This window comes from Pelagibacterium halotolerans B2 (assembly GCF_000230555.1).
Classification (GTDB): Bacteria; Pseudomonadota; Alphaproteobacteria; order Rhizobiales; family Devosiaceae; genus Pelagibacterium; species Pelagibacterium halotolerans.
Map to the genome: position 1 here is coordinate 3196430 of NC_016078.1, position 23045 is coordinate 3219474.

23 protein-coding genes and 1 pseudogene are annotated in these 23045 nt (G+C 63.7%); 12 read left to right on the forward strand and 12 right to left on the reverse strand.

Translation table 11 applies throughout. The annotated features are described in order from the left end of the window. Positions 1-302 precede the first annotated feature (302 nt). Positions 303-563 carry a hypothetical protein gene (locus tag KKY_RS15650; protein ID WP_014132347.1) on the reverse strand — a complete coding sequence of 87 codons (261 nt, stop codon included), beginning with the start codon at positions 561-563 and terminating at the stop codon, positions 303-305. A gap of 168 nt (positions 564-731) precedes the next feature. Between KKY_RS15650 and KKY_RS15655 the strand changes: the two genes are divergently transcribed. Beyond that, on the forward strand, positions 732-1793 hold the full coding sequence (locus KKY_RS15655) for a LacI family DNA-binding transcriptional regulator (protein ID WP_014132348.1): 1062 nt from the start codon (positions 732-734) through the stop codon (positions 1791-1793). Positions 1794-1811: 18 nt separating this feature from the next. Here the strand turns inward: KKY_RS15655 and KKY_RS15660 are convergent, their stop codons facing one another. Together KKY_RS15660 and KKY_RS15665 are read right to left on the reverse strand one after the other, a co-directional pair. Further along, positions 1812-2807: an LLM class flavin-dependent oxidoreductase gene (locus KKY_RS15660; protein ID WP_014132349.1), complete on the reverse strand. Its 996-nt coding sequence runs from the start codon at positions 2805-2807 to the stop codon at positions 1812-1814. Positions 2808-2882: 75 nt separating this feature from the next. Further along, positions 2883-3371 carry a YciE/YciF ferroxidase family protein gene (locus tag KKY_RS15665; RefSeq protein WP_014132350.1) on the reverse strand — a complete coding sequence of 163 codons (489 nt, stop codon included), beginning with the start codon at positions 3369-3371 and terminating at the stop codon, positions 2883-2885. A gap of 110 nt (positions 3372-3481) precedes the next feature. Between KKY_RS15665 and KKY_RS15670 the strand changes: the two genes are divergently transcribed. From KKY_RS15670 to KKY_RS15700, 6 genes and pseudogenes are all read left to right on the forward strand, one after another. Then, on the forward strand, positions 3482-4039 hold the full coding sequence (locus tag KKY_RS15670; protein ID WP_014132351.1) for an acyloxyacyl hydrolase: 558 nt from the start codon (positions 3482-3484) through the stop codon (positions 4037-4039). 111 nt (positions 4040-4150) lie between these two features. Further along, positions 4151-4708, forward strand: a complete 558-nt coding sequence (locus KKY_RS15675) for a fasciclin domain-containing protein (protein WP_014132352.1) — start codon at positions 4151-4153, stop codon at positions 4706-4708. A gap of 335 nt (positions 4709-5043) precedes the next feature. Next, entirely contained in the window at positions 5044-6084 is a 1041-nt protein-coding gene (locus KKY_RS15680; protein WP_014132353.1) for an aspartate-semialdehyde dehydrogenase, read from the forward strand. After that, the gene (locus tag KKY_RS15685; RefSeq protein ID WP_014132354.1) at positions 6084-6389 is read left to right on the forward strand and encodes a YciI family protein; all 306 of its coding nucleotides are present in this window, start codon (positions 6084-6086) and stop codon (positions 6387-6389) included. Before KKY_RS15680 ends, KKY_RS15685 begins: the two co-directional genes overlap by 1 nt. Positions 6390-6524: 135 nt before the next feature. Continuing rightward, positions 6525-7294: pseudogene (locus KKY_RS20130) on the forward strand (IS5 family transposase). Between the two features lie 328 nt (positions 7295-7622). Then, positions 7623-8507: an EamA family transporter gene (locus KKY_RS15700; RefSeq protein WP_014132355.1), complete on the forward strand. Its 885-nt coding sequence runs from the start codon at positions 7623-7625 to the stop codon at positions 8505-8507. A gap of 298 nt (positions 8508-8805) precedes the next feature. Here the strand turns inward: KKY_RS15700 and purH are convergent, their stop codons facing one another. The 4 genes from purH to htpX all read right to left on the reverse strand — a co-directional run bounded on the left by purH (position 8806) and on the right by htpX (position 14526). Further along, entirely contained in the window at positions 8806-10398 is a 1593-nt protein-coding gene (gene purH, locus KKY_RS15705) for a bifunctional phosphoribosylaminoimidazolecarboxamide formyltransferase/IMP cyclohydrolase (RefSeq protein ID WP_014132356.1), read from the reverse strand. Positions 10399-10495: 97 nt separating this feature from the next. Then, positions 10496-12148 carry a heparinase II/III family protein gene (locus KKY_RS15710; protein WP_014132357.1) on the reverse strand — a complete coding sequence of 551 codons (1653 nt, stop codon included), beginning with the start codon at positions 12146-12148 and terminating at the stop codon, positions 10496-10498. A gap of 78 nt (positions 12149-12226) precedes the next feature. Continuing rightward, positions 12227-13534, reverse strand: coding sequence for an RsmB/NOP family class I SAM-dependent RNA methyltransferase (locus tag KKY_RS15715; protein WP_014132358.1), 1308 nt, complete (start codon positions 13532-13534; stop codon positions 12227-12229). Positions 13535-13545: 11 nt separating this feature from the next. Further along, positions 13546-14526: a zinc metalloprotease HtpX gene (gene htpX / locus KKY_RS15720; protein WP_083824276.1), complete on the reverse strand. Its 981-nt coding sequence runs from the start codon at positions 14524-14526 to the stop codon at positions 13546-13548. 112 nt (positions 14527-14638) lie between these two features. Between htpX and KKY_RS15725 the strand changes: the two genes are divergently transcribed. Next, positions 14639-14830 (forward strand): DUF1674 domain-containing protein, encoded by a 192-nt coding sequence (locus KKY_RS15725; protein WP_014132360.1) that lies wholly within the window; start codon positions 14639-14641, stop codon positions 14828-14830. 207 nt (positions 14831-15037) lie between these two features. Here the strand turns inward: KKY_RS15725 and KKY_RS15730 are convergent, their stop codons facing one another. The 5 genes from KKY_RS15730 to tsaD all read right to left on the reverse strand — a co-directional run bounded on the left by KKY_RS15730 (position 15038) and on the right by tsaD (position 18428). Continuing rightward, complete coding sequence (locus KKY_RS15730) at positions 15038-15451, reverse strand: DUF1761 domain-containing protein (protein WP_041528836.1); 414 nt, start codon at positions 15449-15451, stop codon at positions 15038-15040. 95 nt (positions 15452-15546) lie between these two features. After that, on the reverse strand, positions 15547-15963 hold the full coding sequence (locus KKY_RS15735) for an EVE domain-containing protein (RefSeq protein ID WP_014132362.1): 417 nt from the start codon (positions 15961-15963) through the stop codon (positions 15547-15549). A 113-nt stretch (positions 15964-16076) separates the two neighbouring features. Further along, entirely contained in the window at positions 16077-16370 is a 294-nt protein-coding gene (locus KKY_RS15740; RefSeq protein ID WP_041529553.1) for a YciI family protein, read from the reverse strand. A 7-nt stretch (positions 16371-16377) separates the two neighbouring features. Beyond that, entirely contained in the window at positions 16378-17370 is a 993-nt protein-coding gene (locus KKY_RS15745) for an NAD(P)H-dependent glycerol-3-phosphate dehydrogenase (RefSeq protein ID WP_014132364.1), read from the reverse strand. Continuing rightward, positions 17367-18428 carry a tRNA (adenosine(37)-N6)-threonylcarbamoyltransferase complex transferase subunit TsaD gene (gene tsaD / locus KKY_RS15750; protein ID WP_041528837.1) on the reverse strand — a complete coding sequence of 354 codons (1062 nt, stop codon included), beginning with the start codon at positions 18426-18428 and terminating at the stop codon, positions 17367-17369. The genes KKY_RS15745 and tsaD overlap by 4 nt, the downstream gene beginning before the upstream one ends. Positions 18429-18560: 132 nt before the next feature. Here tsaD and hemC point away from each other — a divergent pair, with 132 nt between their 5' ends. From hemC to KKY_RS15770, 4 genes are read left to right on the forward strand one after another with little or no spacing between them, the layout of a single operon-like run. Further along, positions 18561-19508, forward strand: coding sequence for a hydroxymethylbilane synthase (gene hemC, locus KKY_RS15755; protein WP_014132366.1), 948 nt, complete (start codon positions 18561-18563; stop codon positions 19506-19508). Then, a complete protein-coding gene (locus KKY_RS15760) occupies positions 19501-20244 on the forward strand; it encodes a uroporphyrinogen-III synthase (RefSeq protein ID WP_014132367.1) in 744 nt (247 codons plus the stop codon). Before hemC ends, KKY_RS15760 begins: the two co-directional genes overlap by 8 nt. 49 nt (positions 20245-20293) lie before the next feature. Beyond that, the gene (locus KKY_RS15765) at positions 20294-21622 is read left to right on the forward strand and encodes a COG4223 family protein (protein WP_014132368.1); all 1329 of its coding nucleotides are present in this window, start codon (positions 20294-20296) and stop codon (positions 21620-21622) included. Then, positions 21619-22995: a heme biosynthesis protein HemY gene (locus KKY_RS15770; RefSeq protein WP_014132369.1), complete on the forward strand. Its 1377-nt coding sequence runs from the start codon at positions 21619-21621 to the stop codon at positions 22993-22995. Before KKY_RS15765 ends, KKY_RS15770 begins: the two co-directional genes overlap by 4 nt. Positions 22996-23045 lie beyond the last annotated feature (50 nt).

Here is a 23045-nt window from a genome sequence, read left to right on the forward strand (position 1 = left end):
AGTCGGCGGATTGGATGGCCGCCGCACGGCATCGGCTGAAGTGCTGGGGGTACTGGATCCCGGCTCAGGGCCGGAATGACAGCGGTGCGAGAGGGAACGGCACCGCGCGCCCTGTCGCTAGAGCATTTCCGCTCTTCTTCGAATCGCTTCAATTGCTCTAAGTCCCTGATTTGGCGCGTTTCCGAACCGAATAAGTGGTATCCACTTATTCTGGAAACGCTCTTGCTAAGCCTCCCAAATCCCCTTGAGCAGCCGTTAGCGCCTTCGCCGCCTACCGCAATCACGGTCTTGGAAACCTTCGTCTAAAGCCCATCGTGAGGGCGTTGGTGGGTGCCGACCTCATGCCAGGTGCCCTTGAGGGCGGCGCGCACCTCTTCGGGGTCCAAGCCGGCATCCTCTAGGAGCCGTGGATGATGACGCGCCAGGCGGGCCAGTTCGAACAGATGCTTTTGATGGTCCATCCATCTGGTGAGGAGACCGAAATCGGGTGCGGGAACGCGCAACGCGATGGGCCCGGTCCAGACGTGGGGCGTCAGAAGTTTCACAAGGTTGGGAATCGCCATTGGACATCACTCCGACAGACATAATGAATCGATTCAATCCTCGGACGAAACAGAAATTGAATCGATTCAAGACTGGATGCTGCATGGCTCCGAGTCAAGCAAAACTTGAATCGGTTCAATCCATGCGCGATAGTGATTTCGTCAGAATGTTGCGGCAAAGGACGAGGAATGGGTAAGGGCAAGGACGCCAGGCTGTCCGACGTGGCGAGGGCCGCCGGGGTCTCGCAGGGGACGGTGTCCAATGTCTTCAACCGACCGCAACTGGTGCGCGCCGAGGTGCGCGAGCAGGTCAGACTGGCTGCCGAAAGGCTCGGCTATGGCGGGCCCGACCCCAAGGGACGGCTGTTGCGGGCGGGCAAGGTCAATGCCATTGGCGTGGCAACGTCCGAGCAGCTTGGCTATTTTTTCGAGGACCCGTTTGCGCGTACCCTCATGCAGGGGATAACCGAGGCATGCGACGCCAACGGTACGGGCATCTCGCTCGTTTCGGCAATCCCGGACGAAGCTCTTGCCTGGAACATGCACAACGCGCTTGTCGATGGGTTCATCCTGTTCTGCCTTGTCGGTGCGGACAGGCTGATTGCCCATTCGCGCGAGCGCAAGCTGCCCTTCGTTGCTCTGGCCTTTGGCGAAACCGACGAGTCCATCTCCATTATCGGGATCGACAATGTCGCGGGTGCGCGGCTGGCGGCCCATCATCTTGTCGATCTCGGGCACAGGCGGTTCGCAGTCCTTGCTCTCGAGTTTGAAAGTGGACGAGCGGGACCCGCCGGCCTCGCCGACGTGGAGACAGCGATCTACCCCGCGCCCCGGGAGCGCCTGCGGGGCTATTTCGAAGTCCTGACGGGCGCCGGCATCGATGTCGCGACCGTACCGATCTACAATACGCTCAACGACGCTGAGACCGTTGCGGCCGGGCTCGAATATATTTTTTCGCTTGAAGAGAAGCCTACAGCCATTCTGGCTCAATCGGACAGGATCGCATTGGAGGCGATGACCTGGCTACGCCGTCACGGCTACGCCGTTCCGGGCGATGTCTCGGTTGTCGGCTTTGACGGCGTGCCCGAGGCCGCGCTCTCCGAGCCGCCCCTGACCACCATCAGCCAGCCGATAACCGAGCTCGGCCGGCGTGCCGTCAACGCCATCCTCAACCCGCAGGCCAAGCCGGTTCAGGAATATCTCGAAATCGAATTGAGCGTGCGCGGCTCGACGGCCGCGCCGCGGTCATGAGCGTGCCCGCACGCCCACTCATGCATCCCAGATCTGCTTGAGCAGCCGGTAGCTTTCCAGCCGCTTGTCATAATCGTGGATGGTTGTTGAAACCATGACCTCGTCGGCATTGGTTTCAACCACCTTCTCGGCGATTTTCGCCTTCACCGTTTCGGGGCTCCCCACGATCCAGAGGTTGGATTGCGTCTCGACAAAAGCCCGTTCCTGTTCGGTCCAGGGATAGGCGTCGGACTCCTCGGGCGGTGCGATCTTTTGCGGGTCGTTGGCGCGCAGGCGCAGCCAGGTCAGTTCCATCGATTTCGAAAGGTGTTTGGCCTCCTCGTCGGTCGGGGCGCAGATCACCGCGACGCACAGGATGGCGTGCGGGGTGGCAAACTGGTCCGACGGCCTGAAGCTGCGGCGATAGGCGTCGAAGGCCGGTCCGACCGGGGTGGGGGAAAAGTGCGATGCGAACGCATAGCCGATGCCATATTGCCCGGCCATCTGCGCCGACGCGCCCGAGGACCCCAAAAGCCAGATCGGGGGCAGGGCGATTTCAGCGGGCACCACCTTGACGCGCGCCAGCGGGTGATCGTCGGGGAACCCGCCGCGCTCATAGGCCAGCATCTCGGCGAATTCGTGCGGGAAATCCTCGCCATTGGTCGAGCGCAGGGCGCGCAGGGTCAGCCCGTCCGAGCCGCCGGCCCGCCCGATCCCCAGATCGATGCGGCCGGGATAGAGCCCCTCGAGGGTGCGATAGGTTTCAACGACCCGCAACGGAACGTGGTTGGGCAGCATCACCCCGCCTGCGCCGACATTGATGCGCTTTGTGTGCGCGGCCGCGTGGGCGATCAATATGTCGGGGGCCGATGAGGCGATCGAAGCCATGCCGTGATGTTCGGCGTACCAGAGGCGCACAAACCCCATCTCGTCGCCCAGCCGGGCCAGATCGAGTGTTTTGGCGAGCGCCTCTTGGGTGGAATAGCCTTGCGAGATCGGCGCAAGGTCCTGGATGGAAAGCGGGGGCAAAGTCATTTTGCCAAGATGGGAGAAGGCGCGCTCAGGTTCAAGCGCGCCTTTATCGGTATTTTGCGATTTATTTGAGAAAGCTTACGCCGCTTTCTGGTTGAGCTGGTCTTCGCCCAGCCGCATCAGCTTGTTGTCTGCGTCTTTTTCCTCGGCCAACGTCTCGCGCAGATGGGCCAGAACCTCTTCGTGCCCCAGTTCCTTGGCCCAGGAGACCAGCGTGCCGTAGCGGGTGATCTCGTAATGCTCGACGGCCTGGCCGGCGGCGATCAGCGCTGCATCCTTGGTCTTGGCGTTGGAAATTTCCCCGATCAGCTCCTCGGCCTCCTCGATGATCCCTTCGATGGCCGGGCACTCCTCGGCCTCGGGTTTTTCACCGAGAATCTTGAACACGGCGTCGAGGCGGCTGACATGGGTCCTGGTTTCCTCCAGATGCTCCTCGAAGGCCTTCTTGAGCGGAGCGGCGCCGGCTTCCTTGACCATTGTGGGGAGTTTTCTCACGATCAGGTTCTCGGCGAAATAGACGTCCTGAAGCGTGTGGATGAACAGATCCTGTAGCGAAGAAATCGACATGATGGTAAGTCTCCGTTGGTGGTGCCGGAGAACGGGAATCGGGGGCGTCCTGTTCCAGGCGGAACGATGGCGCCCGGCGCAGGGGCGCAAAACGGGGTTTTGGAGTTGTCATGCGTAAATCTGTGATAGCCGCGCTCGGCGCGCTGATGATCGCCAGCCCGGTTGCCGCCCAGGATATCGCACTCGATGAATTGCGGGCCGGCGTCTTTTATCACTCGGCCTATAGCGGCTTCCTGCCCACCGGCGACAATTGGGATTTTACGCGGCTCGAAAACGTCAAGTTCTCGGCCCTTTTCACATCGCCCGATATCGAGGCGTTCCGCTGGATCGGCTCGCCCCGGCCCGAGATTGGCGCGACCCTCAATCTCAAAGGCCGCGAAAACCTCATCCACGCCAATCTCAACTGGCAGATCCCCGTGTTCGACACCCCGCTCTATCTCGAGCTTGGCTTTGGCGCCGCGATCACCGACGGCGCCTTGTCCGGCGCCACCCGGCCGGCCCGCAATTTCGGCTGTTCGTTCAATTTCTACGACGCGGCCGGCATCGGGGCCAATGTCAGTGACAATGTCACGGTCACGCTGCGCTACGAGCACATCTCCAATCTCGAACTCTGCTCGCCCAATGAGGGGCTGTCCAATCTGGGCCTCATGGTCGGCGTCAAGTTCTGATCCCGCGCCGCATCGGCAGGCTGAAACTCTTTTGCGCAAACACCCGTAATTCCCCCTGTCAGCACGGCCAATGGGGCCGATGCTCAATCGTTCCCAAAAGGGGGGATCATCATGCTCAAATTCGTTTCCGCGCTTGCGCTCGGTGTCGCCGTCTCGTTCGGCGCCTCCAGTGCCATTTTCGCCCAGGACAATCCCATGGTCGGTGGCGCGCCGATGTCGCCTGAAATGAACATCATCGAAAACGCCGTCAATTCCGCCGATCACACAACGCTCGTTGCCGCCGTGCAGGCGGCCGGCCTTGTCGATACGCTTCAGGGCCCGGGCCCTTTCACCGTATTCGCCCCGACCAACGCCGCGTTCGGCGCTCTGCCCGCCGGCACCGTGGATACGCTGCTCGAGCCGCAAAACCTCGAAATGCTGCAAAAGGTTCTGACGGCCCACGTTCTTGCCGGCGATTATTCGGCCGCCGATCTCGTGGCGCTTGTCGAGGCCAATGGCGGCGCAGTCGGCCTGGCAACGGTTTCCGGCGACACGCTGGGCTTCCAGATGATCGGGGGTTCGTTGATCGTGGTCGATGAGAACCGCAACGCGGCGCGGGTGACCATCGCCGACGTCAACCAGTCGAACGGCGTGATCCACGTCGTCGATTCGGTGCTCGTCCCCAACTGATAGACCGCGTCTCCCTTGGCGCTGGAAGGCCCTGCCGCTCGCGGCGGGGCCTTTTGCCGTTCGCCTCGACCTTGGCAAAACGCCGAGAACCGCGTATGAAGCTGGTCCCGAACGGCAGGAGCCCTTTTCCATGGCATTTTCGCCCATGACAGCGCTGCTCGATAGGACCGGCCATCGCGCCGGAACAAGACCGTTCGCACTCAAAACCACCACCAAAACCGCTTGACGCACTCCCCGGGCCAGCTCCTCCCGGCGGGGAGGGCGGCAAAAGCCATACTGGCCGAGCGGGCTCAACCCCGCGGCGCGGGAGGTGGGGTGAAAGGATAAGAAATATCATGGGTTACAAGGTTGCAATCGTCGGTGCCACGGGCAATGTGGGCCGCGAAATGCTCGACATTCTCGCCGAGCGCAATTTTCCGGTCGACGAATTGGTGCCGCTGGCATCCTCGCGCTCGGTCGGGCGCGAAGTGAGCTTCGGGGACAAGGTTCTCAAGTGCAAGAACCTCGATGATTTCGATTTCACCGGCACCGATTTCGTTCTGATGAGTGCCGGCGGCGACATTTCCAAGCACTGGGCGCCAAAGATCGGTGCGACCGGCGCCATCGTCATCGATAATTCCTCGGCCTTCCGCTATCACGAGGACGTTCCGCTGATCGTGCCGGAAGTCAATGCCGGCGTTCTCGATGCGTATATGGCGAAAAACGACCGCAAGAACATCATCGCCAATCCCAATTGCTCGACGGCCCAGCTCGTCGTGGCGCTCAAGCCGCTGCACGACCTGGCGACGCTGACCCGCATCGTGGTTTCGACCTACCAGTCGGTTTCGGGCGGCGGCAAGGATGCCATGGACGAACTCTGGAACCAGACCAAGGGCATTTTCGTCAACGATACGCCCACCCCTGCCAAGTTCACCAAGCAGATCGCCTTCAACGTCATCCCGCACATCGATGTGTTCATGGAGGATGGCTACACCAAGGAAGAGTGGAAGGTTCTGGCCGAAACCAAAAAGATGCTCGATTCCAGGATCAAGGTGACGTGCACCGCCGTGCGCGTGCCGGTGTTCGTGGGGCATTCGGAAGCGGTCAACATGGAGTTCGCCAAGCCCATCACGCCCGACGAGGCGCGCGACGCGCTGCGCGAGGCGCCGGGCGTGGTGGTGCTCGACAAGCGCGAGAATGGTGGTTACGCCACGCCCGTCGAAGCCAAGGGCGAAGACGCGACCTATGTCAGCCGCATCCGCGAGGACGCCACTGTCGAAAACGGTCTGGCCATGTGGGTGGTTTCGGACAATCTGCGCAAGGGCGCCGCGCTCAACACGATCCAGATCGCCGAAACGCTGATTTCGCGCGGCCTGATGAACAAGCAGGCCGCGTGATGCGCTGGGCAGCTCTTTTCACCGATCGTGAAGACGGCGCGGATATCCGTGCCGAACACACGGCCGCGCACCAGGCCTATCTGCGCAAATACAAGGGCGAGATCCTGCTGGCCGGCGCCATGCGCGCCGAACCGGGCGGCAGCCCGGTGGGCGGGCTGTGGATTTTCGAGGCCGAGACCAGAGCCGAGGTCGAAAAGATCATCGCCGAGGACCCCTTCCAGATCCACGGCCTGCGCTCCAGCACCACGATCAACGCCTGGGGCACCGCTCCGGGTTATGAGGACGTGGAGATCGCGCCGCGCTGATTTTTCGGGAAGGCCCCCTCACCCGGCTGTTGCACAGCCGACCTCTCCCCCTAGGGTCAATCGACATTCAGGGGTTCACGAAGGCAGGCGACGTGTGATTCATAGGGCTCCAGATTCGTTTTCTGGAGCCCCGCCATGTCGCGACCGAAGCGCTACGAACTGAGCCCCGAGCAGTGGGACCGGATCAAGGACTTGCTTCCTGGCAAGCCCGGCGATCCGGGGCGATCGGGCGCTGACAACCTGACCTTCGTGAACGGCGTGCTTTGGGTTTTGCGATCCGGGGCGCACTGGCACGATCTTCCCGAGCGGTACGGCAAGTGGAAGACGGTCCACAAGAGGTTCACCCGCTGGGCCAAGGCCGGCGTGTGGGAGCGCGTGTTCACGCATCTGATCCGTGATCCGGACAATGAGTATGTCAGCCTGGACTCCAGCCTTGTGCGCGCTCACCAGCAGGCGGCCACCGGCAAGGGCGGCGGCCAAAAAGGGGGGACCAGGCTCTGGGGCGTTCCCGAGGAGGACTGACCACCAAGATCCACATGGCGGTCGACGCTCTGGGCCGTCCGCTAAAGCTGATCCTGACGCCGGGCCAGCGCGGTGACGCGCCGCTCGCCCCGGCGCTTCTCGGAGGTCTGTCGCCGCGCCGTGTTCTGGCCGACAAAGCCTACGACTCCAACGCCATCAGAGCGATGGTCGCGGCGATGGGGGCCGAGGCGGTGATCCCGTGCAACCCGACCCGAAAACAGCTCATCGTCTACGACTTCGAAGCCTACAAGATGCGAAACACCGTCGAGCGATGCTTCAACAAGCTAAAGCACTTCCGCCGCATCGCCACACGCTTCGACCGGCGCGCAGCCCACTTCCTCGGCTTCCTGCAGATCGCAGCCGCTCTGCTCTGGATGCGATGAATGTCGATTCAGCCTAGAGCGTGCCCAGCAAAAGCATGTCCTCGACGCGATCGGGGATGGAAACGGTTTTGCGGTTCGGACACGCGACAAAACAGGGGTTTAGAGCCAAGGATTTGATTCAATCAAATCCTTGGCTCTAAGGGAGAGGTGATTCACGGCGTTTGCGGTATTCTTACCTCTCCCTGGGGGGAGAGGTCGACGCGAAGCGGCGGGGGAGGGGGGCTTGCTTTCCTGCTTCTCACTTCGATTGCCGTTCGCTGCAGGATGACAGCCCCGCGCCATTGCGTTAGAGCACATCCTCCCGCCCTTCTTCCTGCGAGTCTCCCCCATGCCTTTGCGCGACATCCTGATCGCCCTCGTGGTCGTTGCGATCTGGGGGTTCAATTTTACGGTCATCAAACTGAGCATTGCCGAATTGCCGCCGCTGCTCTCGGCGGCGCTGCGGTTCTTTTTTGCCGCAATCCCTGTCGTGTTCTTCATTCCCCGGCCCAAAGCGCCCTGGCTTTTGGTTGGCGGATACGGGCTGTTCATGGCCTGCTCGCTTTATGCGCTGCTCAATCTCACCCTGTTTCTGGGCCTTTCGGCATCGCTGGCTTCGCTGGCGCTGCAGGTGCAGGCGATGTTTACAATCGCGATAGCGTTTTTCGTTTTCGGCGAGGTGCCGCGCCGGCTCCAGATCGTGGGCGGTCTGGTGGCGTTCGGGGGTATCGGGGTCATTGCCTGGGGGCATGGGACCGGCGGGCAGTTGCTGCCTTTGGGCATTCTGATGCTGGCGGCGCTCAGTTGGGGCATCGCCAACAATATCTCCAAACTTGCCGGCTCGATCCCCATGCTGCCCTTCGTGGCGTGGGGCAATCTCTTGGGTTCGGTGCCGCTGTTTGCCCTCTCGTTTGCTTTCGAGGGCGGCCCGGCCATCTTGTCCTATATCGATCCGCCGAGCTGGAACGCGGTGATGCTTGTCGCCTTCCTTGCCTATCCGGCCACACTGTTCGGGTTCACCATGTGGTCGGGACTTTTATCGCGCCATTCGGCGGCCACGGTGGCACCCTTTACCCTTCTGGTCCCCATCGCGGGGATTTCCTCGGGCGTTTTGATCCTGGGCGAACCGATTTATGGAGCCGATGTGGCGGGCGGCGTCCTGATTTTCATCGGGCTCATTCTGACGGTGGCAAAAATGAAGCCCAGACAGGTGCCGGTCAGTCCGGGCGCATGAGCGGCCCGCAGGCGGTGAGGGCTTGACGGACCGATTGCTCCACAAGGTTTTGCGGTTGGCTCGGTTCCCCGACCCAGCTACCACCCCTTGGTCACCCCGGCCTTGAGCCGGGGCCTGGTACACTCAGCGTCAACAGAAGAGCCGCTGGCGCCGCCGGTTACTGGTTCCCGGGTCAAGCCACCCAAGCCCAGGGTGACAAATGGGGGTATGTCAGCAGTAATTCACCTGACGGTCGAGACCGGCCCGACGAGCGCAGCGAGGACCCCGGCGACCGTTCGCCGCGCCGCGAGACAGAAGATCAGTGCCGGAAATGCCGCATGCCGGTGAAGACCATGGCCAGGCCCGCCTTGTCGGCGGCGGCGATGACCTCTTCGTCGCGGACCGAGCCGCCCGGCTGGATGACGGCGGTGGCGCCGGCTTCGACCAAGGCTTCCAAACCGTCGGCGAAGGGGAAGAAGGCATCGGACGCAACGACCGAGCCTTCGGTCAACGCGCCTTTTTCCTTGGCAGCCTTGGCGGCGTCCTTTGATTTCTTGTGCGCGATGCGGGCCGAATCGACTCGGGACATCTGGCCGGCGCCGATGCCGACCGTGGCGCCGTCCTTGACATAGACGATGGCGTTGGACTTGACGTGCTTGGCGACCTTGGCGGCGACCAGAAGGTCGGCCATTTCCTGCTCACTGGGCGCGCGCTTGGTCACGACCTTGAGCTCGCAATCATCGGCGTTCTTGTTGTCGCGGGTCTGGACGAGAAGACCGCCGGCGACCGAGCGGACGGTGAGCCCTTCGGCCTTGGCATCGGGCAGACCGTCGGTGACCAGCAGGCGGAGATTTTTCTTGGATTCGATGACCGCAATGGCGTCGTCGCTGGCGCCCGGCGCGATGATCACTTCGGTGAAGAGTTTCACGATCTCTTTGGCCGCGTCCTCGTCGAGCGGGCGGTTGAGCGCCACGATGCCGCCGAATGCCGAGACCGGATCGCATTTGAGCGCCGAGAGATAAGCTTCGGTCAGCGTTGCGCCCTGCCCCACCCCGCACGGATTGGCGTGCTTGATAATGGCGACGGCGGCGGCCTTTTCAGGATCGAATTCGGCGACCACTTCGAACGCGGCGTCGGTATCGTTGATATTGTTGAACGAGAGCTGCTTGCCCTGGATCTGGGTGGCAGTGGCAACGCCGGGGCGATTGGAGCCATCGGCATAGAACGCCGCCCATTGATGCGGGTTTTCCCCGTAGCGCATCACTTCGCGTAATTTGCCCGAAAAGCACCGCCAGGTGAGATCGGGCAGATCGAGGGTTTTTGCGAACCAGTTGGAAACCCCCGCATCATAGGCCGCGGTGCGGGCATAGGCCTTGGCGGCGTATTTCTGGCGCGCATCATAGGCGACTTCGCCGCGCTCCTTGAGCGCTGCCAGAACGTCGAGGTAGTCGTCGGGATCGACGATCACGGTGACATCGCCATGGTTCTTGGCGGCGGCGCGGATCATGGCGGGGCCGCCGATGTCGATGTTTTCGATGATCTCGTCATAATCGCCACCCTTGGCGACGGTCTGGGCGAAGGGATAAAGATTCACGACCAAAAGATCGATGGGCGAGATGTCGTGGATACGCATTGCCGATTTGTGCGCGTCATTGCCGCGGATGCCGAGCAGGCCGCCATGCACCTTGGGGTGGAGCGTCTTGACCCGTCCATCCATGATTTCGGGGAAACCGGTCACCTCGGAAATGTCGATCACCGGCAGCCCGGCCTCGGCCAGCGCCTTGCGGGTGCCGCCGGTCGAAACGATCTCGACGCCGAGCGCAACCAGCGAGGTTGCAAATTCGATGATGCCGGTCTTGTCCGAGACCGAGAGCAGCGCCCTTTTGACCTTGGTTGCACCCGCATGAGCCATGGGAAGTCCTGCCGTATGTCTGTTGGTTTGGGAAGTTGGGCGCGGGCCTATCACGGTTTTTCCCAAACGGGAACCATCAAGATTTAGGCTCAGGACCCTAAGACTGCCGCGTAAAGACCCAGGCGACGTCCGTATCGGACCGCGCCGGGCCGTGCAGGACAATCTGTCGCGTCCGGTTGAGCCCGAAATGGGCCGAATGGCGCACGCTGTCGTCGATATCGGCCTCGGCACCCTCCCAGAGGAACGCCCAGACCTCGCCATTGCGGTAGGTCATCCGAAACAGCGCCTCCCCGCTTGAGCGCTCCAAAGCGACGCCGGGGGCGAGATGGAAGCGGATGGTGAAGGCACCCTGCTGGCGGGACCGGTTTCCCGCCGCAATAAACCGATCCTGCCCCACAAGCGTCTGCCCCCCGCCCATAAGAGTAAGGCGCCGCACGATATCGAGCCCGTAGCGGTCGCGGTAAGCGCCCGTGGTCAGCTCGAGCGTATTCTCGGCCCCGTCGAGCGCCATGATGGGCTCGGGACCGCGCGGGCGAAGGGCATTGCCCGTCATGGTGCCGCCGCCGATGCGCGCGCTCGAGATGTCGTCGATGGTCGGCGCGCTGTGGGCCGATGTGTGGCGAAACAGATTGCCGCTGTCGGACAAGCCGGCCGGGGCCGGACCGCAATTGCCCACCACGAGCGTCGATCCGTTGGCATATTCAAAGCTCAGCGCTCCCGCATGGGCGTCGCGTGCGAAGGCCAGGGGCGGGACCAGACCTGAATCGGCGACCAGCTTTCCCGGACCATCGACCACAATGCCATAACCGCCGCACAACCCCGAACCCGAGCCGCGCACGCCCGACTGGGCGGTGATGGCCAGCACCAGTTCGACCGGCACCTGCCCGCAGCCATTGGCATAGACCGGCTCGCGCGTTCCGAGCACAAGCTTTTCGAGCGCCCGGTGCATGGCCTCGATGCGCGGGCCGATGGCCGCCGCCATGTGACCGTGACGCTGGCCGAGAGCCTGATTGACGGGAATGATTTCCGAAAGGATCTGGATCTGGGTGAAGGGATTGCGGTTTTTCACCAGCCCGTCATCGTCGAGCACGGTTTCGAGCAGGGCCTGCAGGCTGGCGACATGGGCGGAAAGGTCTCTGGCTTCCTCGGCTTCGCTCAACGCCGCGCCCACAAGGGCGATTTCCACCATGAGCCGTGTGACCGGGCCGTAAACCAGCGGCGCGCGCACCTTGAGCGATTGCACCTGGATCGAGAGCGAGCGCAAGATGGCCCGGCTCTGGTCGGGCGTGGCGCCTTCAGACAGCAGCGAGAGCGATTTGAGCCAGTTGAGCACCCGCCGCGCCGTGATGAACAGATCCCAGGCTTCGGCATCGAACTCCCCGAACCGTCCGACCCAGTCGAGCACCAGCGTGCGGGCAAAGGCGCGCTGGCCGGGATCGGTAACGGCGGAAAAATGCCGCAGCCAGCCAAAGCCGTGCAGATCGGCAAACCAGTCGTCGAAATCGCTCTCAAGGGCAAAGGGCGAGGCGCCATAGGTTTCCACCATGCGGCCGGCGAGCAGATATTTGCCCTCCATCATCTCGATAATGGTCTGGGAATCGGCAGGCCGGAATTCGGCAAGGCGGGGCACGAAACGGATTTCGCCCGCCCCCGACCATGTCCAGGAAAACAGCGGATGGGTTACGCACCGATCGGCGATACCCATGCCGCCGCGCTTGAGACCGAAACGCAAAACTTCAAACACGCCCATACCCGAACCCTACTCGCGGGCCCGATTGTACCATCAACTTTGCGTTAACCACAGTCTGCCCGGCCCTGTTTGCACCGCTCACCGCGCTTTTTTGACGAAGCGGGCGATGAAAAAGCCATCGAGCCCGCCGTCGATCCCATTCGGCAGCGCCATGGACGGGATAAGCCGCACAGCCCCTTGCGGCGTGAGGGACGTACCCCATCCATCAAGGTCGTCGGCGACGACCCGAAGGGCTTCGAGTTCGGGCAGGTTCGATCGCACCCATGCCATTTGCGCTTCGCCCTCATCGGCTTCGAGCGAACACACGCAATAGACCAGCCTCCCGCCCGGCTTGAGAAGCGAAGCGGCGTGCGCCAGCATTTTGCGCTGCAAAGCCACGCGCTCGGCGATGCCCTGCGCGTTGCGATGCAAAAGCACCTCGGGATGGCGCCGGAACGTGCCGGTGGCCGAACAGGGCGCATCGAGCAGCACCGCGTCGAACACCGGCCCCTGCGCATAGTCCAGAGCGTCGGCGACAACGATTTCCGCGTCGAGCCCGAGCCGACCGAGATTGGCCCGCACCCGCTCCATGCGGTCGGCAGAAATATCGAGCGCGGTGACATCGGCGCCGGCCGAGGCCAGTTGCGCCGTCTTGCCGCCGGGAGCCGCACACAGATCGAGGATTTTTTCGCCCTTGGTGGCGTTCAGGAGCCGCGCGGGCAAGGCGGCGGAAACGTCCTGAACCCACCATTTGCCCTCGGCAAAACCGGCAAGATCGGCCACCGCCGCATCGCGCTCCATAAGCCGCACGGTCGGGCCGAGCACGGGCTGGCCGCCCAAAGCGGCGACAAGGTCGGGATCGGGGGCTTTCAGGGTCAGATCGAGCGGCGGGGATTGAACGAGGATTTCGGCGAAACGCGCCACCGCGTCGGCGCCATAAGTGCCGGTCCATTGCGTCGCCAGCCAGGCCGGGATCAGGAGATCATTGCCGAGTGCCTGGAACTGCCCGGTCCCGCGCTGCACCGAGCGCAGGACGCCATTGACCAGCCTGTCGAACCGTCCCGCCCGCTTGTCGGCCCGCGCCGATTCGACGGCCAGATGGATGGCCGAATGGGCCGGGATATCATCGAGCCAGAGCAATTGGACGACAGCGATGCGCAGCACCGCTTCCAAAATACCGGCGCGCTGGGGCACGCCCTTGGCGAGCACCTGCCTGAACACGGCATCGATCTGGCCGTGGCGGCGCAGGGCGGTTGTGACCATGCGGTTGGCCAGCGCCCGGTCGCGGCTTTCGGCCAGCCGGTCGGGCGTAATGGGAGCGAAGGGCTTGCCCTCCAGCACGGATTTGAGATGAAAAGCGGCCTCAAGCCGAAGCTTGAGGCCGGGCAGATCGCGTGTGTCGGTCAAACCGTTATTACCTATCCCCAGGGGCCCGATGGTTTGCCATCATCCGGGCGCGGCCGCGTGCCGGGCGTACGCCAGCTCTGGCCGGGCCGGACATTGGCCTCGATGGGGTTTACCCTCTGGCGCGGCGTTTGGCCACCACCGCCGCCGCGCACGCTCGACGCCATCTGGGTAAGCGCCGCGATGCGGTTTTCAACATTGGGGTGGGTGGAAAAGAGGTTATCCATCCGGGCGCCCGAAAGCGGGTTGGAAATATACATATGGGCCATGGCCGGCGCGCGTTCGGCCGCCTGGTTGACCACCCGCTTTGACAGCGAGGAAATCTTTTCGAGCGCGGTGGCCAGCGCCATCGGATCGCCGCAGATTTCGGCGCCGTCCTTGTCGGCTTCATATTCGCGGGTGCGCGACACCGCCATCTGCACAAGCATCGCGGCGATGGGAGCGAGAATGACCATGGCGATGACCCCGACAAACCCCAAGGGGTTGTTGTTGTCGCGGGCACCACCAAAGAACAGGCCGAACTGGGCCAGCATGGAAATGGCACCGGCCAGCGTCGCGGTGACCGTCATGGTCAGGGTATCGCGGTTCTTGATGTGCGCCAGTTCGTGGGCGATCACGGCGGCAACCTCGCGGCTGTCGAGATATTTGACGAGGCCGGACGAGACCGCGACCACGGCCCTCTCCGGGCTGCGGCCGGTGGCGAACGCGTTGGGCTGGTCGGTTTCGATGAGATAAAGCTTGGGCATGGGCAGGCCGGCATTGTCGGCAAGCCGCCGGGTCATCTGGTAAAGATCGGGCGCCGAGCGCGGATCGATCTCTTTGGCGCCCTGCATCGAGAGCACCATCTTGTCCGAATTCCAGTATGCAAAGGCGTTTGTGCCGAGCGCGAACAGAAACGCGATGGCCATGCCGCCCGTGCCGCCGATCATATAACCAACGCCCATGAACAGCGCGGTCATGCCGGCAAGCAAAATCGTGGTTCGCAGAGCATTCATCATTGTCGTCGGGCTTTCCTCAGCCGGTTGGGTTCCATATATGATGGGAACCGAGCGGCCCTTGCACAAGGACTGGTTCCTAAACTCTTCGTCATGAAGGTGGTTTCATCAGATGCGCGAAACGCCCAACGCAAAACGCCCCGACCCCGCAATTGCGCGGCGCGCGCTCGATGAAGCGAAAAAGCGCCGCGCCGAAATCGATGCCAAGACCTCGGATGCGCCACGCGAGGTCGACGGCCGCGGCGGGCTCGACCCGGCCCGCTACGGCGACTGGGAAATCAAGGGCATTTCATCGGACTTTTGACGGCGGGCCGGAACACCGGTTCATCGGGGAACGAAGGCCGGCCTCTCCCACCACTGTCTTCCCGGGCGAAGACCCGGGACCCAGTACTCGGCAGCGTTGGCGGTTCAGTCTCGGGCATCGAGTGTACTGGACCCCGGCTCGCGGCCGGGGTGACAGGGCAGTGGAAGCGACAAGGTTTGAGCTTCCCCGCATAAATTTCGGCTGGCCCTAACCCAAAAGCCCCATCACCACGCCCTGGACGATCATCACGCCCAACAGATATCCGCCATCGATCACGGCCAGCGACCAGCTTGCGCCCTGATAGCGGTGATTGAGGATCATCGAGGTCACCATGAAGCCGGCCCAGACATGGATGCCGACAGTGACCGTCGAGGCGATCGTCACATCGCCCATGATGGCCGGGGTAAGAAGGGCCAGGAAATAGGCCATGACCAACTGCATGGCCGCGCCCCAGATGAAGGGCGTTGCCTGCCCGCCCGAGCCGGCCATGATTTCTTCGGTGGTCTTGCCCGTGGCGGCAATCCACTGCTTGGACAAAATCATGTACCAGGCAGCACCCAGCGCCATCGAGGCGATCATGGCCAGAAGCACGGCCAGCCAGTTCACACTAAGATAATCCATTGTTGCAAACCCCCTCTCCCAATGAACAAACCCGGGGCCGACCCTTTCGAATCAGTCCCGGGCGGGAGTGTGCGCCAAAACGTCGCAGCGGTAAATCAGGCGTCCACGCCGCCCAGCTTGCAGATGAATTTCCATTCCGCCTCGGCGACCGGCTGCACCGAGAGGCGTGAATTGTTGACAAGCACCATGTTTTCGAGCTCGGGCGTAGCCTTGATCTCGTCGAGCGTCACCGGACGCTTCAAAGGCTTGACCGCCTCGATATCCACGCATTCCCAGCGCGGATCGTCGGTTGTGGAATCATGGTGGATTTCATTGGCCACCCGCACGATGCCCACCACGGCCTTTTCCTTGACCGAATGGTAGAAAAAGCCCAGATCGCCCTTCTTCATCTCGCGCATATTGTTGCGCGCCTGATAATTGCGCACCCCGCCCCATTCTTCCGGGCCATTCTTTTTGACCTGATCGTCCCAGCCCCAGGTTTCGGGTTCGGATTTGAACAGCCAGTACGCCATTTTCAAATGGTCCTTTCGGAGGGTTGCCAGAAAAAGCATGTCCTCGGCCACGATCGGGGATGGGCACCGCTTTTTCGGTTCGGCAACGCGACAAACAAAGAAAACCGGGCCATTTATTTCAAATGGTCCGGCCGGTTGATGACCCAGTTCCAGGGGCGGACGACGACGCTTTCGAACAGGCCGGCCTCGGCATAAGGATCGCTGGCAACGAGCGCCTCGGCAGCGGCCTGATTTTCGGCCTTAACGATCATCAGCGAGCCCGTCGCCTTGCCCTCGGCGTCGAGAAACGGGCCGGCCAGCACCATCGATGCCGCGTTATCCTCCCAGAACTGAAGATGGGCGGGGCGCGTCGCAAGGCGCGTTTCCAGATGGTCGTTCTTGTCGAATGCGGTGACCGCAAACATCATCGTCATGTCATTCTTCCCGTTTGAGTGGTCGTCTCATCAGCATGGGCACGATGGCCTCGATCCGGGCCCGGCCTGAAATCAGAAGATCGACGGCGCCCACAAGCGGAGCGTCGATCCCATCACGATCGGCAACCGCCCTGGCGACAGGGGTGGTGAACAGCCCTTCGGCCAGCCCCATGCCCGAGGCCGCGATATCATCGACCGAACCGCCCTGCCCCAGCGCCATGCCGAAGCGGTAATTGCGCGACTGGCTCGAGGTGCAGCTTAGAGCCAGATCGCCGATGCCGGCGAGACCCGAAAGCGTCGCTTCGCTGCCGCCCATCGCCGCGATCATGCGGCCCAGTTCGGCATAGGCGCGGGCCAGAAAGGCCGAGCGTGCGGAAAGTCCCAGCCCGGCGCCCTCGATGGCGCCGGCACCGAGCGCATAGACATTCTTGAGCGCGCCGCACATTTCCACCCCCACGATGTCCCCGCTGGCATAGGGGCGGAAACTGTCCGAGGCCAGCAATGTACCAATCGCTTCGGCGCGCTCGATCGTCGGCCCGGCCAAAGTGACCGCAGTGGGCTTTCCCGCCGCCACGTCATGGGCAAAGCTCGGCCCCGAGAGCACGAAAGGTTCGGCGCCGGGCGCCAGTTCGGCAAGAATCTGGCTCTGGCGGTCGTTGGTCGCCGTCTCCAGCCCCTTGGCGCACAGGATGACCGGCTTTCCGGAAAGGATTTGCGGCCCGATGGCGGCAAGCGTGGCGCGGGTCGCCTGGGCGGGGACCACCAAGAGGATCGCATCTGCCTCTTCGAGCCCGGACATTCCGGTCTGGGCCCTGAGCGCGGGATCGAGACCGATAGCGCCGAGATAGGATGTGAGCGTATGGGCGGAATTGATTTCATCGACAGCGGCGGGATCGCGGCCGACCAGCACGACATCATTGCCCGCCAGCCGGGCGGCCTGCGCCAGAGCGGTGCCCCAGGCACCGGCGCCGATGACGAAAATCTTGCCGCTCACGCCGCACCCCGCCCCAGTTCGTCGAGCGGCCAGCGCGGGCGGGCCGCCACATCGAACCCGTCGGTGAGCCCGAGCGCGAAGCGTTCGGCCCCCGCCCAGGCGATCATTGCCCCATTGTCGGTGCACAGCGCCGGCGGGGGAACGACAAGATGGGTGCCGGTCCGGGCCGCCACATCGCGCAGGGCGCCGCCAATCGCCGCATTGGCGGCACCCCCCCCCGCCACAACATAGGTGGGAGCGCTATCGGGATATTCGGCTGCGAAGCGCTCCAGCGCCTGTTTCGAGCGGACGGCAACGATATCGGTGACCGCAGCCTGAAAGCTGGCGCACAGATCGGCGATATCGGTGTCGGTGACCGGCGCCACCGATTCGGCAGCGAGCCGCAGGGCGGTTTTCAGCCCCGAAAAGGAAAAATCGAGGCGCTTTTCCCTAAGCAGCGGGCGCGGCAGGTCGAACCGCTTTGCCTCGCCCTTTTGCGCGGCCTTTTCGACCTCCGGGCCGCCGGGATAGCCCAGCCCCAGCAATTTTGCGGCCTTGTCGAAGGCTTCCCCCAGCGCATCGTCGATGGTCGAGCCCCAGCGCTCGTAATCGCCGACGCCCCTCACCAGAACGATCTGGGAATGCCCGCCCGAAACCAGAAGCATCAGATAGGGGAATTTGACGCCGTCGGTGAGCCGGGCGGTCAGCGCGTGGCCCTCGAGATGGTTGACGGCAACCAAAGGCTTGCCGCTCGCGGCGGCCAGTGCTTTGCCAGTGGTCAGCCCCACGAGCACGCCGCCGATCAGCCCCGGACCGGCCGTCGCGGCAATGGCATCGACCTGTGAGAGATCCATTCGGGCGTCTTCGAGCGCGCGCGAAATGATCGCGTCGAGATGGACAACATGGGCGCGGGCCGCCAGCTCGGGCACGACGCCGCCGAAAGCCCTGTGCTCTTCGATCTGGCTGCGCACGATGTTGGAAACGATCTCGCCGCGCCCGTCGGGATGGCGCCGCACCAGCGCCGCTGCGGTTTCATCGCAACTGGTCTCGATCCCCAAAACTAAAGTCTCGCGATCCATTGCGGCGATCTGGTCTCTGGCAAAAACGTGTGGTCTGATGGCAGAAGCGGATCGCAACCCGCTCCCTGCGCGTTAAATCTGCTGTTCTAAAGCGCGCACATCTGTGACACCTGCGAGGCCATATTGCAATCTTTGACGTCCACCCCCGTTCTCACCATCGGCACGCGCGGTTCACCCCTTGCCCTCAGGCAGGCCGAGGAGGTCCGCGACCGGCTGGTTGCCATAAACGGGCTGGAGCCCGACACCATCGCGATAAAGATCATCAAGACCAGCGGCGACATCATTTTGGACCGCCCGCTTTCCGAAGTCGGCGGCAAGGGGCTGTTCACAAAGGAAATCGAGAAGGCGCTGGCGGAGAGCGAGATCGATATCGCCGTCCATTCGGCAAAGGACGTGGCGACCGAAATCGATCCCTTGTTCGCCCTGCCCGCCTTTCTGCCCCGCGAGGATGTGCGCGACGCTTTCCTCTCGCTGATCGCCAAAAGCCCCGACCATCTGCCCGAGGGCGCCGTGATCGGCTCGTCATCGCTGCGGCGCCGGGCCCAGATGAAGCGGTTTCGGCCCGATTTTCGCACAGTGGAATTTCGCGGCAATGTCCAGACGCGGCTCAAAAAGCTGGCCGATGGCGTGGCCGACGCAACGCTTCTGGCCATGGCCGGGCTCAACCGGCTGGGCGAGGCGCACCGGGTGACCCACACCCTCGATGTCGCTCATTTCCCGCCCGCTCCGGCCCAGGGAGCCATCGTCATCGAGACCCGCGCCGACGATGGCGCCGCCAACCGGCTTGTCGAAGTGCTCGACGATCCCGATACCCGAAAGCGCGTGGAGGCCGAGCGGGCGTTTTTGAAAGTGCTCGACGGATCGTGCCGCACCCCCATTGCCGCCCTGACAACGCTCGATGGCGATAATTTGACGCTGTTCGGCCAGATTCTCTCGCCCGACGGATCCGAAGTTTACGAGGACGAGACCTCCGGCGACGCCGATCGGGGACGCGATCTGGGGACCAGGCTTGGCGAAAAGCTGCTGGCCGCCGCCGGACCCGATTTTATCGAACGGCTCAAGCAGGGCCAGTATGGCTGACCGGCGCAGCGTACTGGTCACCCGGCCAAGGGCCGATGCCGAGCGGACGGCCGCCGGGCTTTCCGCCCTGGGGCTCGACCCGATCATTGCCCCAATGCTCGAGGAGCGCTTCACCGGTGTCGCGCTGCCCGATGCCGATGGTTTCGCCGCCATTGCTCTGACATCGGCCAATGGCGTGCGGGCCCTGGCCGCCCACCCGCGGGGCGAGGCGTTTTCGGCGCTCAGGGTCTATGCCGTGGGCGAGCACACGGCCGCCGAGGCGCGCGCCGCCGGGTTCGATCACGTCTCGGCCGCCGAGGGCACCCTCGCCGATCTCGCCCGGACGATCATCGCCGACCGCCCTTCGGGAAAAATCCTTTATCCCGCAGCGCACCATCAGTCGGGCGATCTGGCCGGACTGATGGCCGAGGCGGGGATCGATGTGGACATGCGTGTGCTCTACGAAATGCACGCCGCCACAGCGCTGCCACCGGGGCTGGCCGAACGCCTGGCGACGGGAAAGATCGACGGGGCGGTGTTCTACTCCCGGCGCACCGCGGAAATTTTCGCGGGGCTCGTGGCCGCGCGCGACTATGGAGAGCTCAGGACCCGCCTTTACTGCCTTTGTCTTTCCGAAAATGTCGCCCAGCCCTTGATCGAAAGCCATTTCCTGCGCATCGGGCTGGCCGATTATCCCTCGCACGAAGCAATGATGACCCTGGCGCTGGCTTTTGCCCGCGATCAAATCAGTCCATGATGGCGTAACCAGACACCATCCGCCCGACCCCCAAAGCAACGAGGCTGAAATGGCCGAAAAGAAATCCGGTCCGGTCAAACCCCCGATCATCGAGGCTCAGGCGCGCCCCACCGACAAAGGCCAGCCTGCGCCCGAGGGCAAGACCGCCGGAGCGGCGCGGCCGGATGACAAGCCCGCCGCCGCCGAAGCGCCGCTCAAAACCGGGCCAGCCTCAAAGTCGGGCAACCCCTCTTCCGCGGCGCCCGACGAAAAGCCGGGACGAACGACCCCCAAGGGCGAATCGGAAACCGGCGCCGCACCGAAAGCCGAACAACCGCGTGCCGCAAACCCGGCGCTGTCTGTTGCTCCGCTCGCGGCCACCGCCGGGGCCGGTGCCCTTGTGGGGCTTGCCCTGGCCTATGGGTTGGCGAGTCTGGGGTATTGGCCACAGCAATCGGCGCCAGAGCCCGACCTCTCCCAGTTCGACGCCCGCGCCACACGGCTGGAAAGCGCCATTGCGTCACGTGAGGCCGAAAGCGAACAGATAATCGACCGCATCAACGCACTGGAAACCCAGATTGCCGGCATCGAGCCCGCCTCGACCGAAAATCTGGCGGCCCAGGCCGATCTCGACGCGCTGGGCGGGCAGATCGGAGAGCTTTCAAGCCGCATCGAGGCCATCGCCGCGGGAGCGTCGGGTGAAGAAGTCAGCGAAGTGGCCGACAATTTGTCCGGGCTTGCCGCTCAGATCGACGATCTGGCGGGACGGCTCGATACGCTCGAACCGCAAATGGCCGAAGTCCGGCCGGTGATCGAGACGGCTATGACCCGGCTCGACGATCTCGACGCGCGTATCGCCGATCAATCCGATTTCGAGGCCGTCGCCGCCGAACGCGACAGGGCGACCCAGCTTCCCGCCGCGCTGGGCGCGCTCGAGACCGCGATTGCCTCGGGCGTGCCCTTCGCTGCCCAACTGGCCAGCGTTGAAACGCTTCTGCCTGATCTGCAAATTTCATCCCAGGTCCGAACCGCCGCCAATTCCGGCGTCTCTTCGGCGAGCGGACTGTCGACCCAATTGCGCGCTGCAATCCCTCAAATTCTGGCGGCGCGACCACGCGACGAACAGGCAGGCTGGGCCCAGACGCTGCTCGACCAGGCCGCCTCGGCCATTGCCTTGCGGCCCACCGAGGGCGATACGCCACAGGCGCTTGTCGGCCGGACCGAAGCGGCGCTGGACGCCGGCGATCTCGATGCCGCCAGGACCGCGTTTTCGGCCCTGCCCGATCCCATGCAGTCGGCGGCCCCCCAATTCGCCCGTGAGCTGGACAGGGCCATCGCCGTCGAGACGCTGCTCGAGGCGGCGCGAACCGGCATCGCCCCAGCGGAGGCCGGCCAATGATCCGCCTTATCGTCTATCTCGCCCTCAGCCTGCTCGTCGCGCTGGGCGCCGCCTGGCTCATCGCCCTGCCCGGCACCGTCGAGATCGCCTTCGGGAACTGGCGCATGAGCCCGGGCCTGGGGTTGGCCCTGTTCATTGCCATCGGCGTCATCGTGGCGGCAATTCTTTTGTGGGCAATCATAAGGCGCCTGATCGGCGCGCCTGCCGCACTGGCGCGGTCCAATGCGCGGCGCAGGGAAAGGGCGGGCGTCGAAGCGCTGTCGGACGGCATGATCGCCCTGCAGGCCGGCGAATTTGCCCGTGCCCGCATGCTGGCCCGCGACGCGCGCGCCAAACTGCCCGAAAACCCCGCCGCCCAATTGCTCGAAGCCCGGGCGGAACTGGCGCTGGGCGACCTGTCCTCGGCCCGCGAGCACTACAGGGCGCTGATTTCCAACGAGCGCACGGCCCTGGCCGCGCTTTCGGGGCTCTACGAGCAGGCAAGAACCCAGGAGCGCTCCAACGCGGCCATCACTTTCGCGCGCAAGGCGCTGGCCATTGCGCCCAGCCTCGACTGGGCCTCAGAAGCCGTTTTCAACGATCTGGCGACCCGGGGCGCATGGGCCGAAGCGCTCGAAATGAGCGCGTCGCTGCCGGCCCGGACCAGAAACCAGAAGGCGGCCAAGAAGCGCCGTCAGGGCGTGCTCGAAACCGCGCTCGCCATGGCAATCGAAGAGACCGAGCCCGACACCGCCTACGACCATGCCAGCCGGGCGCTCAAATCGATCCCCGATTTCGTGCCCGCCGCGCTGGTGGCGGCGCGCATTCTCATCAACCGCGGCGACACGCGCCGGGCTTCGGCCCTGTTGCGCCGGACATGGCGCGCCGGTTTCCATCCCGACGCCGCAACCCTTTATGCCCATGTCAAACCCGGAACCTCGGCGGTCGAGCGCCTCAAGCGCATCCGCACGCTTGTCGAAGCCCCCGAAAGCCACCCCATGGCCGCCATCGTCCTGGCCCGGGCCGCCATCGATGCCTATGAATGGAGTGTGGCCCGCAACGCGCTGGCGCCATTCGTTGGTCAGCCGACCCGGCAGATGTGCCTTTTGATGGCCGAGATCGAGGAAGGCCAGTCCGGAGACCAGGGCAAGGCGCGCGAATGGCTGAGCCGCGCGGTCAACGCACCCGCCGACCCCACATGGACGGCGGACGGGGTAACCTCGGACGATTGGGCGCCCGCCTCCCCGGTGACCGGGCGGCTCGACGCTTTCGAGTGGAAAGTACCGGTTCAAACCCGCGTGCCGGCCAGAACGCTTTCCGGATCGCCAACCAATCCCCACGCCACCTTGCCCGCGATAGAGGACGCCACACCACCAACCAAAACGCAACCATAGGCAAAAAAGCCGCTCCATCAGCCCTTGCGCGTTTCGCGCGCCGAAAGTAA

Coding starts and splice junctions, on each gene's coding strand:
- KKY_RS15650 (WP_014132347.1), bottom strand. CDS start 563: ATGGCGATTCCCAACCTTGTGAAACTTCTGACGCCCCACGTCTGGACC.
- KKY_RS15655 (WP_014132348.1), top strand. CDS start 732: ATGGGTAAGGGCAAGGACGCCAGGCTGTCCGACGTGGCGAGGGCCGCC.
- KKY_RS15660 (WP_014132349.1), bottom strand. CDS start 2,807: ATGACTTTGCCCCCGCTTTCCATCCAGGACCTTGCGCCGATCTCGCAA.
- KKY_RS15665 (WP_014132350.1), bottom strand. CDS start 3,371: ATGTCGATTTCTTCGCTACAGGATCTGTTCATCCACACGCTTCAGGAC.
- KKY_RS15670 (WP_014132351.1), top strand. CDS start 3,482: ATGCGTAAATCTGTGATAGCCGCGCTCGGCGCGCTGATGATCGCCAGC.
- KKY_RS15675 (WP_014132352.1), top strand. CDS start 4,151: ATGCTCAAATTCGTTTCCGCGCTTGCGCTCGGTGTCGCCGTCTCGTTC.
- KKY_RS15680 (WP_014132353.1), top strand. CDS start 5,044: ATGGGTTACAAGGTTGCAATCGTCGGTGCCACGGGCAATGTGGGCCGC.
- KKY_RS15685 (WP_014132354.1), top strand. CDS start 6,084: ATGCGCTGGGCAGCTCTTTTCACCGATCGTGAAGACGGCGCGGATATC.
- KKY_RS15700 (WP_014132355.1), top strand. CDS start 7,623: ATGCCTTTGCGCGACATCCTGATCGCCCTCGTGGTCGTTGCGATCTGG.
- purH (WP_014132356.1), bottom strand. CDS start 10,398: ATGGCTCATGCGGGTGCAACCAAGGTCAAAAGGGCGCTGCTCTCGGTC.
- KKY_RS15710 (WP_014132357.1), bottom strand. CDS start 12,148: ATGGGCGTGTTTGAAGTTTTGCGTTTCGGTCTCAAGCGCGGCGGCATG.
- htpX (WP_083824276.1), bottom strand. CDS start 14,526: ATGAATGCTCTGCGAACCACGATTTTGCTTGCCGGCATGACCGCGCTG.
- KKY_RS15725 (WP_014132360.1), top strand. CDS start 14,639: ATGCGCGAAACGCCCAACGCAAAACGCCCCGACCCCGCAATTGCGCGG.
- KKY_RS15730 (WP_041528836.1), bottom strand. CDS start 15,451: ATGGATTATCTTAGTGTGAACTGGCTGGCCGTGCTTCTGGCCATGATC.
- KKY_RS15735 (WP_014132362.1), bottom strand. CDS start 15,963: ATGGCGTACTGGCTGTTCAAATCCGAACCCGAAACCTGGGGCTGGGAC.
- KKY_RS15740 (WP_041529553.1), bottom strand. CDS start 16,370: ATGATGTTTGCGGTCACCGCATTCGACAAGAACGACCATCTGGAAACG.
- tsaD (WP_041528837.1), bottom strand. CDS start 18,428: ATGGATCGCGAGACTTTAGTTTTGGGGATCGAGACCAGTTGCGATGAA.
- KKY_RS15760 (WP_014132367.1), top strand. CDS start 19,501: ATGGCTGACCGGCGCAGCGTACTGGTCACCCGGCCAAGGGCCGATGCC.
- KKY_RS15765 (WP_014132368.1), top strand. CDS start 20,294: ATGGCCGAAAAGAAATCCGGTCCGGTCAAACCCCCGATCATCGAGGCT.
- KKY_RS15770 (WP_014132369.1), top strand. CDS start 21,619: ATGATCCGCCTTATCGTCTATCTCGCCCTCAGCCTGCTCGTCGCGCTG.